This window comes from Nonomuraea cavernae (assembly GCF_014646355.1).
Taxonomy (GTDB): domain Bacteria; phylum Actinomycetota; class Actinomycetes; order Streptosporangiales; family Streptosporangiaceae; genus Nonomuraea; species Nonomuraea cavernae.
This window is the reverse complement of the sequence record NZ_BMNH01000003.1, coordinates 382,501-397,197: the sequence shown is the minus strand read 5'-3', so window position 1 is coordinate 397,197 and position 14,697 is coordinate 382,501. Positions and strand designations below refer to the sequence as shown.

The window sequence follows — 14,697 nt, the reverse complement described above, 5'->3', positions numbered from 1 at the left end:
GGGTGAGCCCTTTCTCCACAGCCGGTCTCTACAGCCGGTTCGCGGCGCCGGCCACGCTCAGAGCGTCGCCTCCTTCAACGGCCGCCACCACGCCTCGTTCTCCCGGTACCAGCGCACCACCTCGGCCAGCCCCTCGTCGAAGCCGACCTGGGGCTCGTAGCCGAGCGCCCGGATCTTGCCGCTGTCGACGGAGTAACGCCGGTCGTGACCGGGCCGGTCGGCCACGTACGCGACCATCTCCCAGCCGGCGCCGACCGCGTCGAGCAGCCGCCGCGTGAGCTCCCGGTTGGTCAGCTCGACGCCGCCCCCGATGTTGTAGACCTCTCCGGCCGACCCCTTCTCCAGCACGAGCTGGATGCCGCGGCAGTGGTCGTCGACGTGCAACCACTCGCGTACGTTGCCGGCGTCGCCGTACAGGGGCACCGGCCGGCCGTCGATCAGGTTGGTCACGAACAGCGGGATGACCTTCTCGGGATACTGGTACGGGCCATAGTTGTTGGTGCACCGGGTCACCCGGACGTCCAGCCCGTAGGTCCGGTGATAGGCCCGGCAGAGCAGGTCGGCGCCCGCCTTGGCCGCCGAGTAGGGCGAGTTGGGCAGCAGCGGCTCCTCCTCGGTCCACGACCCCTCGTCGATCGACCCGTACACCTCGTCGGTCGAGACCTGGACGACGGCCCGCACGCCGGCTTCGAGCGCGGCCTGCAGCAGCCGCTGGGTGCCGTAGACGTTGCTCAGGACGAAGTCACCGGGGCCGGTGATCGAGCGGTCGACGTGCGTCTCGGCCGCGAAGTTGACGACGACGTCGTGGCCGGGCACCACGTCGGCGAGCAGCCGGCCGTCCGTGATGTCGCCGTGGACCAAGGTGTATCCGGGGTGCCCGGCGACCGGCAGCAGGTTGGCCAGGTTGCCGGCGTAGCTGAGTTTGTCCAGCACGGTCACCTGGACGTCCTCATAACCGGGCAGGCGCCCGGACAGCAACGACCGCACGTAGTGCGAACCGATGAACCCGGCGCCGCCGGGCACGAGGATTCTCATGCTCTCACCTGAATTTTGCTGTGGTCTCCGACCATGAGCTGGTTGACGTGCGGAGAGTCCATGGACCGGGTGACCTCGACGTTACGGCCGATCAGCGAGTTGGTGAGCCCGCGGACCCCCGTGATGGACGACTCCCCCAGGATGATGCTGTACTCCACCTCGGCGCCCTCCAGCACGCAGCCCTCACCGATCGAGGTGTAGGGCCCGATGCAGGAGCCGCTGATCTTGGTGTTGGCGCCGAGCACGACCGGTCCCCTGATCACGGAGTTCTCGACCAGGGCGCCGGGCGCGATGACGACGCGGCCGCTGATCTCGGAGAACCCGTCCACGGTGCCCCTGACGTCGTGCTCGATGGTCTGCAGGACGATCTCGTTGCACTCCAGCATGTCCTGCAGCCGGCCGGTGTCCTTCCAGTAGCCGCTGACCAGATGCGAGTGCACCCTGAAGCCGTGGTCGACCAGCCACCTGATCGCGTCCGTGATCTCCAGCTCGCCGCGCGCCGACGGCCTGATCGCGCGGACGGCCTCGTGGATCGCCGGGGAGAAGGTGTAGACGCCGACGATCGCGAGATCGCTGCGCGGATGGACCGGCTTCTCCTCCAGTGCGACGATCTCGCCGTCCGGCCCGAGCTCGGCGACCCCGTAGAACCGCGGCTCGGCGACCTTGGTGAGCAGGATCTGGGCGTCGTGGTCGGCCCCGCGGAACGCGTCCACCAGGTCGGCGATGCCGTCCACCAGGAAGTTGTCGCCGAGGTACATCACGAACGGCTCGTCGCCGAGGAACTCCCGGGCGATCAGCACGCAGTGCGCCAGCCCCAGCGGCTCCTCCTGCGGGATGTAGGTGACCTCCAGGCCGAAGCGCGAACCGTCTCCCACCGCCTCCCGCACCTCGCGGGCCGTGTCGCCGACGATGATGCCGACGCTCCGGATGCCCGCGTCGCGGATCGCCTCCAGCCCGTAGTAGAGGATCGGCTTGTTGGCTATGGGGACCAGTTGCTTCGCCGAGGTGTGGGTGAGCGGGCGCAGTCTCGTGCCCTTACCGCCCGCCAGAACAAGTGCCTTCACCGCTCACTGAGCCCTTCCGCGAAGAGTGCATGCCGCGTGAACCGCCTGTCCACCTGACGGTATGCGAGTGCGAATTACCGGGCCGTCCGCCACATTTCCCTTTGCCGAAGGGCGTGCCACATGTTGCCAACGCGAGAGGGTTCGGTCAGCGGGCGACCCGGAGCGGCCGCCCGGCGGGCTCGGGTCGCGCCCGCTCCGCTCGGGCCCCCCTGAGCACGTGGCGGGTCAGTACGTACGTGAGCGGGACGTTGACGGCCAGCACGACCGGCATCGCGAGCCAGGGAGCGAGCCCGGCCCCGGTCAGCAGCACGACGAGTCCCAGGCCGACCAGGTAGGCGACCAGGTACACGACCGGGAAGCGCAGGGCGGACCTGAGTGAGGCCCGGATGCGGAACACGAAGACGGTGTTGATGACGTAGCCGAGCACGATCCCGGTCGCGTAGGCCACCGAGTAGGCGACCGGCGCCGGCATCGACCACGTCAGGACGACGAACAGACCGTGGGTCACGGCCGTGTTCGTGGCTCCTCCGGCGACGAACCGGGCGAACCTCCGGCGCGCCGCGTTCACACCCGCACCGGCTCACCCGAGACGACCCGGCGGAACTCGTCGTACGAGCGGATGTAGTCGTCCGGGTCGTAGGGATGCGAGGCGAACACGAGCAGCAGGGCGTCCGGCGAGTACCGGTACTGCGTGCCCCAGATCATGGCCGGCATGTAGACGCCACGGCTGGGCCGGTCCAGGCTGATCTCCCGCCGGTTGCGGCCGTCGTCCAGCAGGACTCCGCACGAGCCGCGCACACAGATCAGGAACTGGTCGCACCGCCGGTGCGCGTGCTCGCCGCGTACCTCGCGGCTGGGCACGTTGTAGACCAGGAAGTAGCGGGCCGGCCGGAACGGCAGCTCGCGCTCGAACTCGCCGACCGACAGCTCGCCCCGCAGGTCCTTGGCGACGCGGAGTTCGTGGAGGGTCGCCTTCCCCACGCCGAGGCCGGTGCCGCCGGCCGACGGCGCGCCGCCCGCCGCGAACGGGACACCGGGGTCCACCGGATCGGCGACGTAGCCCTTGATGCGGGCCGGGTTGCCGACCACGATCGCGTTCGGCGGGACGGACCGGGTCACCACCGCGCCCGCGCCCACCATCGCGCCGGTGCCGATCTCCAGGCCGGGCAGGATCGTGCTGTTCGCCCCGATGGAGGCGCCGGCCCGGACGACGGTGCGGGTGAACGCCTCGGGACGGACCCTGCTGCGCGGGAACGGATCGTTGGTGAACGTCGTGTTCGGGCCGATGAAGACGTCGTCCTCGACGGTGATCCCATCCCAGAGCTGCACCCCGCACTTGACGGTCACGCGGTCCCCCACGACGACGTCGTTCTCGACGAAGACCCCGTCGCAGATGTTGCAGTCGCCGCCGATCCGGGCGCCCGGCAGGATGTGCGCGAAGGCCCAGACCCGGGTGCCGTCGCCGACGGCCGCGCTCTCGCAGAGCGCTCGCGGATGGATGTACGTGCTCACGCGTGCCTGCCCGTGCAGAGGAGATCGGCGGTGGTCTCGGCCGCCCCCTCGAAGGTGCTGGCGGTGCGCACCAGGGCCAGGGGACGTTTCTTGGTGTTCTCGTAGCTGCGCCAGGCGTAGGAGCCGACGAAGCCGATGCCCAGGGTGTTGAGCGCGCCGAAGAACGTGATGACCACGATCGTGGCCGCGTACCCGGCCGCCTCGATCTGCCCGGTCAGGCGCATGACGATCACGAGTACGGCGAGGCAGCCGGCGACCGCGAACCCGAGCAGGCCCATCACCGTGAGGATCCGGATGGGCAGGTCCGTGAAGGCGAAGACGCTGTCCAGCAGATAGTCGATCTTCTTGCGGAGCGTCCAGGTGCTCGTGCCGTGCGCCCGCTCGCGCCGGTCGTACGGCACCTCGCCGCGCCGGAAGCCGAGCCAGTAGACGAGCCCCACCAGGGAGGTGTTGGCCTCGTCGAGCCGCAGCAGCTCGTCACGGATGCGCTGGTTGCAGCCGAAGACGTCCACCCCGCCCTGCGGGATCTCCGGCACCACGAACCGGCGGTAGAACGACCAGAACAGGTTGGCCGTCAGGCGCGACATCCCCGGGTCGTCGCGGCTCTCGCGAACCCCCACCACGATGTCCGACTCGTCCTTCACCAGCCGGTCGAGGAAGCTGAGCAGGAGCTCGGGCGGCTCCTGCAGGTCCGCGGCCATCACCGCGAAGTAGTCGCCCCGCGCGGCCCGCAGACCGGTGCGGATGGCCGCGAACGATCCGAAGTTGCGCGCGTGCAGCAGCAGCTGCGACCGGAACGGCGCCTGCGGCAGCGCCGCCTTCAGCAGTTCGAAGCTGTCGTCCGGGCTGCCGTCGACCACGAAGACGAACTCCACCGGCAGCCCGTAGCGCTCGGCGACGGTCGCGCCGACGCCGGTGAGCTCCTCGATCAGCAGCGGCACGGTCTCGGCGTTGCGGTACACGGGGATGATCACGGAGAACATGGCCTCACCACGTGTTCAGGCACGAGATCACCCGCGTGACCTCGCCGTCGGAGAGTTCGGGATAGCAGGGCAGCGTCAGGATCGAGCCGGCCAGGGCGTCCGTCACCGGCAGCTCCGCCGGGTCGCCGAGACCGGCCAGCGCGGGCTGGCGGTGGTCCGGCACGGGGTAGTGCACGTCGCTCAGCACGCAGGCCGACGCCAGCCGCGCCCGCAGCGCCTCGCGGTCGTCGCTCACGACCACGTAGAGGTGGCCGACGAACTCCTCGCCGTGCACCGGCGGGCACTGGATCTTCGGGTGGGCGATCTCCCGCGAATAGCGGGCCGCGATGGCCCGGCGGCGGTCGTTCCAGGAGTCGAGGAAGGGCAGCTTGGCGCGGAGCACGGCGGCCTGCATCTCGTCGAGGCGGCTGTTGCGCCCGCCGCCGGGGCCGGCGCGGTACTTCGACTCCCAGCCGTACTGCCGCAGCCGCCGTACCCGCTCGGCGACGTGCGCGTCACCGGTGACCACGGCGCCCGCGTCGCCGAGCGCCCCGAGGTTCTTCGTCGGGTAGAAGCTGAAGGCCGCCGCGACGCCGAACGTGCCGGCCCGCCGCCCGTCGCGCGCGGCGCCGTGCGACTGCGCGCAGTCCTCGAACACCGGGACGCCCGCGTGGGCGGCGACGTCCAGGATCGCGTCCATGTCGTGCAGCAGGCCGAACAGGTGTGTCACCACGACCGCGTCGAGGCCGCCGCCGGCGGCGGCCCGCTCCAGCTCGGCCGGACGCATCAGTTTCGTGTCCGGGTCCACGTCCACGAAGACGGGGCGGGCTCCGAGGGCCAGCAGGGCGGTCGTGGTGTAGAAGCCGGCGTTGGCGACGGTGGCGACCCGGCTGCCGGGGCCGACGCCGAGGGCGCGCAGTCCGAGCTCGATGGCGTCCGTCCCGTTCGCGACGCCCACGCAGTGCGCGGCTCCGCAGTAGGCGGCGAACTCCCGCTCGAACGCCTTCCCCTCCGCGCCGAGGACGTACCAGCCGCTGCCGAGCACCCTCTCGACGGCGTCGCGCACCGCCGCGCCGGTCGAGAACGCGTGCCGGCCCAGATCGTTGATCAGGACACGGCCCGCGCCCTCGCTCCCGCCGTCGTCGAGCCCCTCCAAGGGGAGGTAGGGCGAGTAGTGATCAACAGAGCGCATCGTCGGCCTTTGCTGCGTGCGGCGGTCACGGCTGCCAGGACAGGCGCTCCACATTCAACGCGGGCGGGAGCCTCGGCGGATCCGCCCGACACGCGGGGCACTGCCATCCCTTGGCGAGCCATTACCCAGGGCTTGCCCGGCGGGGTCCCCCGGTGCCGGGGGACGAGGTCACACGACCGCCGGGCGCGCATCCGGTCGCCGCAGCTTCCGCAGCTCCCGCGTGAACCGTACGTACTGGGACGGGGTCGGTGAGTACCACTGGCGGCTGGTCAGGTCGGAGCGCCGGTAGGGGCGCGAGCGGCCGTCCAGCACCGCGCGCACGGCCTCCGCCAGCGCGTCCAGCGCGCCGAGATACTGCTTCACCGGAAGCGTGCGGTAGGTGTCGGTGAACGGGTCGACCGCGACGGGCTCCTGCGCGAGGATCTCGCCCGTGTCCACGCCCGGGTCGATCAGGTGGATCGTCGTCCCGACCAGCTCGGGGCGGCCCTCGTAGATCGCCCAGAAGCCGCCGTGCACTCCCCGGTATCTCGGCGTGATGCCGACGTGGATGTTGACGAACGCCGGGGCGCATTCGAGGATCCGCCTGCCGATGATGCCCGTGCCCGAGACCACGACCGCGCCGGGCCGCTCGTCGCGCAGCAGGCCGGCGACCTCCGGGCCGTTCACGGACCCGACGTCCAGCACCCTGAGCCGGCCGTCGGGAGGACGGCGGTCGTGCCCGGCGAGCAGCTCCGCGACGCGGGCGCGTGACCGCGGCCTGATCACCGTCCGGTCGTAGCAGAGGAAGGCCAGCTGGGCGGCCACGGCGCGGACGCCGAGCTTCCGGAGCCGGTGCCGGAGCAGCCGTCGCTGACTCCCCTGCTCGAAGACCACGGCCGACACCTCGAAGCGCGCCGCCAGGTGGTTGATGAGCAGGTAGGAGGTCTCACTGCGGGCGGCCAGGATCACGATGCCGCTCACCGCCGCGCCCCCGCCCGGGTGACCTCGGCGTTGGCCAGCACGAACTCGGCGGCCTGGGCCATCGTCATGACGGCCAGCTCTCCCCTGTCGCGGCGCGCGCGGACCTCTCGCAGGATCTGCTCCAGCGCGCCGAACATCCGGGGATCGCCGCCCAGGTTGAACGGGTGGAACCAGAGATGGTAGATCTCGCCCCGGCGGACCGCGCGGTCGAGACCGAGCCGGGCCTGCCGCACCCTGGAGGCGATCGGGATGAGCCTGCGTGGCCCGTTGCCGCCGATGAGAAACTGCGACGCGGGCAGGTTCACCAGGCGCTCGCCCTCCCGGAGGGCGGGCGCGGCGTAGGTCGGGGCGGCCGTCCCCAGGGCCCGATCCAGGAAGTGAAGCGCGCCGGAACGGTTTCCGTACCAGTTCCGCTCCACCCCTCGATAGGCGATGATCCCGAAATCGGACAGGGTGTCGACGAATCCGACCTGGTTCCGCGGATAGACGATGGAGCGCATCGGCAGGCCGAGCCGCTCGCTCACCTCGGCGGCGGCCTCCAGCTCGCGGACCCACACGTCGCGGGTGGTGCCCGGATCATGCGCGTAGACGTGGCTGAAGGTGTGTGTGCCGATCTCGTGGCGCACCCGCGCGCCGGTGAGCCACTCCGTCAGATAGGGCGCGCTGTACCAGCGTTCCGGCGTGCGGGCAGGCCCGGAACGGACCGCCGGGTCCAGGAGGAGCCGGCCCACCACCGCCCACGTGGCGGGGACCTGGTATCCGTCCAGCAGATCGATCAGCCGCCGAATGATCTGTGGTTCCTCGTCGAGAATTCTGGAGAAACGCGGCAGGTCTTCGGAATTCGTGCCCCAGGCCAGCTCTGTATCGAGAGAAAGAATGAATATTCCGGGCATGCGGGGAGATTATCAATCTACAAACCACATTCAGCCGGCAGGCGGTCCGATTTCATCGCGATTTTGGTTAAGTCATCATTACCCGGGCCGGCCGGCACGGGCCGTTCTCGCCGCCGTGCCGACCGCCCTCCTCGCCGTCAACGGCCGCAGCACCGAACGCAGGTCGGCCGTTCCCGGTATCAACTCCCGCACCGGCAGCCCGGTCGACCGGGTGAACCGGACGATTTCGAGGAAGGCCATGAGGACGTAGGCCACGGTGGACGCCACGGCGGCGCCCACCGCGCCCCACCGGGGAATCATCACCAGGTTGAGCAGCACGTTCACGGTGAGGGCGCTGACCGCGATGGCGGTCATCGTGATCGGCCGATCGAGGCGCACCAGATACTGCTCCAGCGGCCGGACCACCATCAGCGCGATCGTTCCCGGAGCCAGCGCGAGCAGCGGGGCGACGCTTCCGGCGAAGGACGGGCCATAGACCAGCGGGATGAGCCAGGGCGACGCCGCCGCGAGCAGGCCGACGAGTGCCGAGGAGACGAACAGGTTGATCCGGAGGGCGCGTGCGGTGACCTGCGAGGCGTCGGACACGTGGCCGCCCGCCTGCTGGGGAAGGACGACCTGCGTGATCGTCTCGCCGGGGATCCGGGCGAGGGCCATCACCGTGACGGCGACGGTGTAGATGCCCACCGCGGCCGCCGAGTCCAGGGCGTTGAGCAGCAGGATGTCGATGCTGACGAGGAAATACAGGGCCACCCAGCCCACGTGGTACTTGGCCGAGAGGGCGAGCTGACACCGTACGAGCGCCCTGTCCCAGTGACGGGGGCTGGGCCGGAGCCCGCGCAGCCCCCGGACGAAGGGCAGGGCCGTCGAGATCGCCCAGCAGATGATCACACTGGCGACGGTCACCTGACCGATCGCCGCGAGGAACAGCAGCGGCAGGCACTGCGCGAGCGCGGCGAGCAGGATCGTGCGGTTGACGAACTCCATCCGCGACCGCAGCGTCAGGATGCCGTCGAGGTTGATGGCCGCCGCGCCCAGCGGCACCACCGCCAGCGCCAGCGCCCACAGGGCGAACCCGCCGGGCGCACCACCCGCCGCGGCCAGCGCCAACGCGCCCAGCGCCGACACGGCGCCCAGCACCAGGCCGAGGACCAGGCCGTTGGTGACCAGCGCCTGGTGCCGCGACCGGTCCGACCACCAGGCGATCTGCGACTTCTCCACCGACAGGTGCCCGACGACGATGGCGGCGCCCGCCGCTGTGGCGATCACCGCGTAGACGCCTCTGCCCTCCGGCTGGAGCGTGCGGGCGATGAGCACCCCGGTCGCCATCGCCAGGATCAGCCTGATCGCGCGGCTGACCAGCGTGTGCAGGACGACCGTCTCGGTGGACCTCACCGCGGGGGGACGGGCCATGGGATCAGGTCGCGCACCGATCCTCCAGCAGCCGGTGATACAGGCCCATGTGCTCCTCCACCATGGTGGTGACGTCGAGGTTCTTGCTCGCCCACAGGCGGCTCGCGGCCCCCAGCGAGGCGGCCAGCTCCGGATCGTCCAGCAGGCGGGCGACGGCCTGGCTGAGGGCCACGGGGTCCGCCGGAGGAACGAGGACTCCGCGGTCCTCCACCAGCTCGGGCGTGCCGCCGACCGAGGTGGCGACGATCGGCCGTCCCCGGGCCATCGCCTCCATGACGGAGTTGCTCAGCCCTTCCGAGACCGAGGGCGAGACGACGATGTCGGCACGGTCCAGCATCCCTCTGCTGTCCGTCATGGCTCCCATGAAGCGGATGTCGAGACCGAGCGCGTTCGCCCGCTCCCTGAGCCGGTCCTCCTCGGGGCCGTCCCCGACGAGCACCACGGTGATCGGCCTGCCCTGGCGGGCGAGCAGCGCGGCGGCGTCGAACAGGAAGCCGTGTCCCTTCTCCGGCCGGAGCCGGGCCAGGCAGAGCACCACGGGAAGGCCGGTGTCGATGCCCGCCGGTTCGACCGGGTCGAACGCCGAATCCTGGAGACCGTTGTAGATCACGCTGAGCTTCTGGGGCGGAACCCCCTCGACCGTCCGCGCGTCCTCCGCCACGGCCACCGCGTTGGCGACGACGTGATCGGTGATCCGGACCATCGCGCTGCCGAGCTTGAAGCACCAGCGGTCTCTCAGGATGTCGCTCAGGCTCCGGCGACCGGCCACCAGGACCGGGACCCGGGCGAGCAGGGCTGCCGGGGCCGCCGGCATGTAGCACTCCATGAGAAAGGCGTGCAGCACGTCAGGGCGGAGCCGGCGCAGCAGCCGCACCAGGCGGGCGAAGAGCCACACCCTCTGCATGACCGTGGCCCGGCCGCGCCGGCGCCGGACGAGGTGGTGGACCTCGATCCCCGCGGCTCGCAGCCCCGCCTCGTGGGGCCCGCCCCCGACCAGGAGGACGACGTCCACCTGGATGCCCCGGAGCCGTAGTTCGCGGGCGAGCAGGACCACCTGCGTCTCGGTGCCGCCGAATCCCAGTTGCCCGATGAAGAGCACGACGCGCCGGAGGGTGGCATGACCACTGGACGCCACTTCAGGCACCCTTCTGGGCCATGGCGCAGCGCCCGTCGGCGGCCACCGGATCGGCCGGCGACCCGTGCGCCCGTTGCCACAGCTCGAACTGGAGCAACGCCCAGATACGTTCGGCGTAGTCGGCCCCCGCCATGTGCCGCTGGAGCAGCTCCAGGACCGCCGTGGGCCTGAACAGGCCGCGGGCGCGGGCGGTGTCGTCGGTGAGGAGGTCGTAGGCGAGCTCTCGCAGGTCGCCGCGGAGCCAGGTGGCGAGCGGCACGCCGAACCCCTTCTTGGGGAACTCCAGCAGCTTCGGCGGCAGCCAGGGCGCGACCGCTCTTTTGAGCAGCAGCTTCGTCTGAAGCCTGCGCACCTTGTACCCGCTGGGCACGGCCGCCGCCCACTCCATCAGCTGATGGTCGAGGAACGGCGACCGCGCCTCGAGCGAGTTGGCCATCGTGGTGATGTCGACCTTGACCAGGAGGTCGCCCGGCAGGTAGGTGAGCGTGTCGAGTTCGAGGACCCGGCCCACCTCTGTTTCCAGCGCCGATTCGCGGAAGATATCGCCGAAAAGCCGGTAGCTGTCGGCATGCGCGACCTGTCGCCGCATGGCGTCGGTGTAGATCCGGGCCTTCTGCTCACGCGTGAAGCACGACATCAGCGACGCGTAGCGATGCGACGGAGCTTCGGCGCTGAACGCCATCAGCCGGCCGATCTTCCGGGCCGGGGAGCCCGAACGGGTCCGCTCCATGATCTGCGTGCCGAGCCGGTTGGCCCCCCAGGCGATGGGCGACGGGACGGCCGGGATCCGGCCGGCCAGGTTCATCAGGCCATAGCGCTGGTAGCCGCCGAAGCACTCGTCTCCCCCGTCGCCGTTGAGGACCACGGTGACGTGCTGCCGGCTCATCTGGGCGACGTAGAAGCTCGGGATCGCCGACGAGTCGGCGAACGGCTCGTCGAAGTGCCAGGCGAGCCGCGGCAGGATGTCGAGCAGGTCGGAGGTGACCACGAACTCGTGATGGTCGGTGCCGTAGTGCTCGGCGACCATCCGGGCCTTGTGGCGTTCGTCGTACCTGCTGTCCTCGAAGCCTATGCAGAACGTCTTGACCGGCTCGGGACTCTGCATGGCCATCGCGGCCACCACCGCGGAGGAGTCGATGCCGCCGGACAGGAACGCGCCCAGCGGGCGCTCGCTCACCATCCGGACCCGGGTCGCCTCCAGGAGCAACTCGCGCAGCCGTTCCTCCTCCTCCCGCTCGTCGGTGAACGGCCGTGGGACGTGGTCGAGCCGCCAGTAGCGGTGCACGTCGATCCGCCCGTGCTCCCAGGTCAGGAAGTGACCCGGCGGCAGCTTGTGCACGCCCTGGTAGATCGACTGCGGCGCGGGGACGTACTGGAAGCTCAGGTAGTGGTGCAGGGCGAGCAGGTCGAGCTCGCGCGGCATGCCGGGGTCCTGCGCGAGGGCCTTCAGCTCGGAGGCGAAGTGGATCGAGTCATGGTCGGTGCGCCAGTAGAGCGGCTTCTTCCCGATCCGGTCCCGGGCGAGGACCAGTCGTTCGCGGTCACGGTCCCAGATGGCGAGGGCGAACATGCCGCGGAGCCGGTGCAGGAAGTCGACGCCGTACTCCTCGTACAGGTGGACCAGGCACTCGCTGTCTCCGGCCGTGCGGAGCCGGTGCCCGCGCCGGGCCAGGTCTTCGCGAAGCTCGGCGAAATTGTAGATCTCACCGTTGAAGACGGCGACGACCCGGTCGTTCTCGCCGTACACGGGTTGGTCGCCGGTCGCCACGTCGATGATCGCCAGCCGGCGCATGCCGAGCGCGGCCTGCGCGTCGTCGTGGAATCCGGCGCCGTCGGGGCCCCGGTGCCTCATCACGTCGCACATGCGGCGGACGAGCGCCGGGTCCGGGCCGGACGCCGACACGATTCCCGCTATGCCACACACGGTGCCTCCATAAAACGGTGTACGACCGAACCGATCACACCTGGTCGTCGTGATCATACGTAGAGTAGGCATCTTTGACTTCTCCGGACGGCGCGAGAGGAGAGTGTGTCGTGATGAACTACACCGATTCGGCCTTATTTACCGATAGAGGAGGTGATTCGATCGGATCTGTCATGATTTCCAGTCGACCGTCATGCTTCATCGACCAAGGACGCCTTTTTCTGGCCGACTTCATATGCCGATAAATCCTCAAATTCCAGGAAATATCAGCAACATTCTCCACCTCGGAAAAAGTTTCACAAACGCTGGCCGGCGACAACTCGTGAAGAGTACAGTGCGATTGCGTCTCCTTTTATGAGGATCTTATTCACGAGTTCCTCGCGACATGGGACGCCTAGGCATCAGGGCGGAAATGGCGGCGTCGATCCCCACGCGGTGACCGCGTAAAAGCGGCGCCGGACATTCCGCGAGACCGACGAAGAAGTTGAGTTTCATGCGCGAATCCCAGCCCCAGCACGACGCACCCGACCAGACCCCCGGCCCCCGGGCCTCGGCGCCACCGGCATCCTCCTCCCGTCACCTCCGCTCGCGATCCCGGGGCCGGTCCGGCCTCGCGATCCTGCTCGCGGCCACCCTGTCGATGGGCGCGGTCGTCGCCATGCCGAGCGGCGCCCACGCGATCGGGCCGCCGGTGGACCTCGGCGACGCGGCGGACTTCGCCGTGCTGGCCTCGACCGCGGTGTCCAACACCAACCAGACGGCGCTCACGGGAGACCTCGGCGTGAGCCCCGGCACCACGGTGTCGGGGTTCCCGCCCGGCACCGTGAGCGGCGACATCCACCAGAACGACGCCGCCGCGGTCAACGCGAAGGCCGACGTGGTGGCCGCGTACAACGACCTCGCGAGCCGGGCCCCGGACGCCACCGTCGCCCCCGCGCTCGGCGGGACCACCAAGACCCCGGGCGTGTACGCCTCCACCAGCGGCAGCTTCGCGATCAGCGGCACCCTCACGCTCGACGCCGAGGCCGACCCGGACGCGATCTTCGTCTTCAAGGCGACCTCCCTCACCGCGGCGAACGTGAGCAACATCAACCTGGTCGGCGGCGCCCAGGAGGACAACGTCTTCTGGCAGGTCACCGGCACCGCGAGCCTCGGCACGTACCCCACCTTCCGGGGCAACGTCCTCGCGTCGGGCGCGGTCACGGTCGGCAGCGGTTCGGCGGTGTTCGGCCGGGTGTTCTCCATCAACAACGTGGTCACGCTGCAGGGCACGGACGGCATTCCGGCCACGCGCGTCACCGTGCCGAACAACCCGCCGACCACCACGACCCTCACCTCGTCGCCCAACCCCTCCGCCACGGGCGAACCGGTCACCTTCACCGCCACGGTCGACGGCGGCGCCGCGCCGGTCACGCCGGCCGGTGACGTGGTCTTCAAGGACGGCGCCACCGTCATCGGCACCGACCGTTTCGACCAGAACAACGACGCCCAGATCACGGTCTCCGACCTCGGTGCGGGCCAGCACCACGTCGTCGCCGTCTATCTGGGCGGCACGGTGTTCAACAACGAGCAGCCCATCACGTTCGCGCCGAGCACCTCACCCGTGCGGGTGCAGAACGTGACCACGTCGCTCTGGAACGACTCGACCAACCCGGCGGGCCAGTCCACGGACGACCGGGCCGTCACCCTCGGCGTGAAGTTCACCGCCGGCACGAGCGGGCTCGTGGAGGGCGTCCGGTTCTTCAAGGGCCCCGGCAACACCGGCCCCCATGTCGGCAGCCTCTGGACCAGCGGCGGGCAACTCCTGGCAAGCGGCACCTTCACCGGCGAGACCCCCACCGGCTGGCAGCAGCTGACCTTCTCCACCCCCGTGGCCATCAACGCCGACACCACCTACGTGGCGTCCTACCACACCACTGCCGGACTCTTCTCCCTGAACAGGCCCTACTTCACCTCGCTGCACGCCCAGGGCCCGCTCACCGCGCTCCAGGACGGGGCCCAGGGCGGCAACGGCGTCTACACCTACGGGGCCACGAACTCCTTCCCCACCAGCACCTTCAGGGCGAGCAACTACTGGGTCGACATCGCGTTCACCCCGTCTGACAGCCTCTGGAGCGACTCGACCAACCCGGCGGGCCAGTCCGGGGACGACCGGGCCGTCACCCTCGGCGTGAAGTTCAGATCGATCTCCGACGGGCTCGTGCAGGGCATCAGATTCCACAAGCGGCCAGGAAACAGCGGCCCCCACGTCGGCAGCCTGTGGACCAGCGGCGGGCAACTCCTGGCAAGCGGCACCTTCACCGACGAGACCCCCACCGGCTGGCAGGAGATGACCTTCTCCACCCCCGTGGCCGTCAACGCCGACACCACCTACGTCGCGTCCTACCACACCCCGACCGGGCAGTTCTCCGTGACCAATTCCTACTTCACCGAGAAATGGGTGAACGGCCCGCTCACCGCGCTCGAAGACGGGTTCCAGGGCGGCAACGGCGTCTTCGTCTACGGCGCCGCCAACTCCTTCCCCACCAGCTCCCACAACGCCAGAAACTACTGGGTCGACGTGCTGTTCGTCTCGCCCTGAGCCGCGCTCGTCCAGGTGCGAACCCTCGC

12 protein-coding genes are annotated in these 14,697 nt (G+C 69.9%); 1 reads left to right on the top strand and 11 read right to left on the bottom strand.

The genetic code is table 11. The features are described 5' to 3' along the window. Window positions 1-57 precede the first annotated feature (57 nt). From rfbB to asnB, 11 genes are all read right to left on the bottom strand, one after another. Complete coding sequence (gene rfbB / locus IEY82_RS08705) at window positions 58-1,035, bottom strand: dTDP-glucose 4,6-dehydratase (RefSeq protein ID WP_189123484.1); 978 nt, start codon at window positions 1,033-1,035, stop codon at window positions 58-60. Next, a complete protein-coding gene (locus IEY82_RS08700) occupies window positions 1,032-2,099 on the bottom strand; it encodes a glucose-1-phosphate thymidylyltransferase (protein WP_189123483.1) in 1,068 nt (355 codons plus the stop codon). The genes rfbB and IEY82_RS08700 overlap by 4 nt, the downstream gene beginning before the upstream one ends. A 145-nt stretch (window positions 2,100-2,244) precedes the next feature. Then, window positions 2,245-2,667: a GtrA family protein gene (locus tag IEY82_RS08695; RefSeq protein WP_189123482.1), complete on the bottom strand. Its 423-nt coding sequence runs from the start codon at window positions 2,665-2,667 to the stop codon at window positions 2,245-2,247. Next, complete coding sequence (locus tag IEY82_RS40125; RefSeq protein WP_189123481.1) at window positions 2,664-3,611, bottom strand: WxcM-like domain-containing protein; 948 nt, start codon at window positions 3,609-3,611, stop codon at window positions 2,664-2,666. The genes IEY82_RS08695 and IEY82_RS40125 overlap by 4 nt, the downstream gene beginning before the upstream one ends. Further along, the gene (locus tag IEY82_RS08685; RefSeq protein WP_189123480.1) at window positions 3,608-4,594 is read right to left on the bottom strand and encodes a glycosyltransferase family 2 protein; all 987 of its coding nucleotides are present in this window, start codon (window positions 4,592-4,594) and stop codon (window positions 3,608-3,610) included. Before IEY82_RS08685 ends, IEY82_RS40125 begins: the two co-directional genes overlap by 4 nt. A gap of 4 nt (window positions 4,595-4,598) precedes the next feature. Continuing rightward, window positions 4,599-5,765: a DegT/DnrJ/EryC1/StrS family aminotransferase gene (locus IEY82_RS08680; protein WP_189123479.1), complete on the bottom strand. Its 1,167-nt coding sequence runs from the start codon at window positions 5,763-5,765 to the stop codon at window positions 4,599-4,601. Window positions 5,766-5,933: 168 nt separating this feature from the next. After that, the gene (locus IEY82_RS08675) at window positions 5,934-6,725 is read right to left on the bottom strand and encodes a formyl transferase (protein ID WP_189123478.1); all 792 of its coding nucleotides are present in this window, start codon (window positions 6,723-6,725) and stop codon (window positions 5,934-5,936) included. Continuing rightward, a complete protein-coding gene (locus IEY82_RS08670; protein ID WP_189123477.1) occupies window positions 6,722-7,618 on the bottom strand; it encodes a polysaccharide deacetylase family protein in 897 nt (298 codons plus the stop codon). The genes IEY82_RS08675 and IEY82_RS08670 overlap by 4 nt, the downstream gene beginning before the upstream one ends. A gap of 78 nt (window positions 7,619-7,696) precedes the next feature. Then, the gene (locus IEY82_RS08665; protein ID WP_189123476.1) at window positions 7,697-9,028 is read right to left on the bottom strand and encodes an MATE family efflux transporter; all 1,332 of its coding nucleotides are present in this window, start codon (window positions 9,026-9,028) and stop codon (window positions 7,697-7,699) included. Window positions 9,029-9,032: 4 nt separating this feature from the next. Next, complete coding sequence (locus tag IEY82_RS08660; protein WP_189123475.1) at window positions 9,033-10,163, bottom strand: glycosyltransferase family 4 protein; 1,131 nt, start codon at window positions 10,161-10,163, stop codon at window positions 9,033-9,035. A 1-nt stretch (window position 10,164) separates the two neighbouring features. After that, complete coding sequence (asnB, locus tag IEY82_RS08655; RefSeq protein ID WP_189123474.1) at window positions 10,165-12,087, bottom strand: asparagine synthase (glutamine-hydrolyzing); 1,923 nt, start codon at window positions 12,085-12,087, stop codon at window positions 10,165-10,167. A 493-nt stretch (window positions 12,088-12,580) separates the two neighbouring features. Here asnB and IEY82_RS08650 point away from each other — a divergent pair, with 493 nt between their 5' ends. Beyond that, a complete protein-coding gene (locus IEY82_RS08650) occupies window positions 12,581-14,668 on the top strand; it encodes a DUF4082 domain-containing protein (protein ID WP_189123473.1) in 2,088 nt (695 codons plus the stop codon). Window positions 14,669-14,697 lie beyond the last annotated feature (29 nt).

Coding starts and splice junctions, on each gene's coding strand:
- IEY82_RS08685 (WP_189123480.1), bottom strand. CDS start 4,594: ATGTTCTCCGTGATCATCCCCGTGTACCGCAACGCCGAGACCGTGCCG.
- IEY82_RS08680 (WP_189123479.1), bottom strand. CDS start 5,765: ATGCGCTCTGTTGATCACTACTCGCCCTACCTCCCCTTGGAGGGGCTC.
- IEY82_RS08665 (WP_189123476.1), bottom strand. CDS start 9,028: ATGGCCCGTCCCCCCGCGGTGAGGTCCACCGAGACGGTCGTCCTGCAC.
- IEY82_RS08650 (WP_189123473.1), top strand. CDS start 12,581: ATGCGCGAATCCCAGCCCCAGCACGACGCACCCGACCAGACCCCCGGC.
- rfbB (WP_189123484.1), bottom strand. CDS start 1,035: ATGAGAATCCTCGTGCCCGGCGGCGCCGGGTTCATCGGTTCGCACTAC.
- IEY82_RS08670 (WP_189123477.1), bottom strand. CDS start 7,618: ATGCCCGGAATATTCATTCTTTCTCTCGATACAGAGCTGGCCTGGGGC.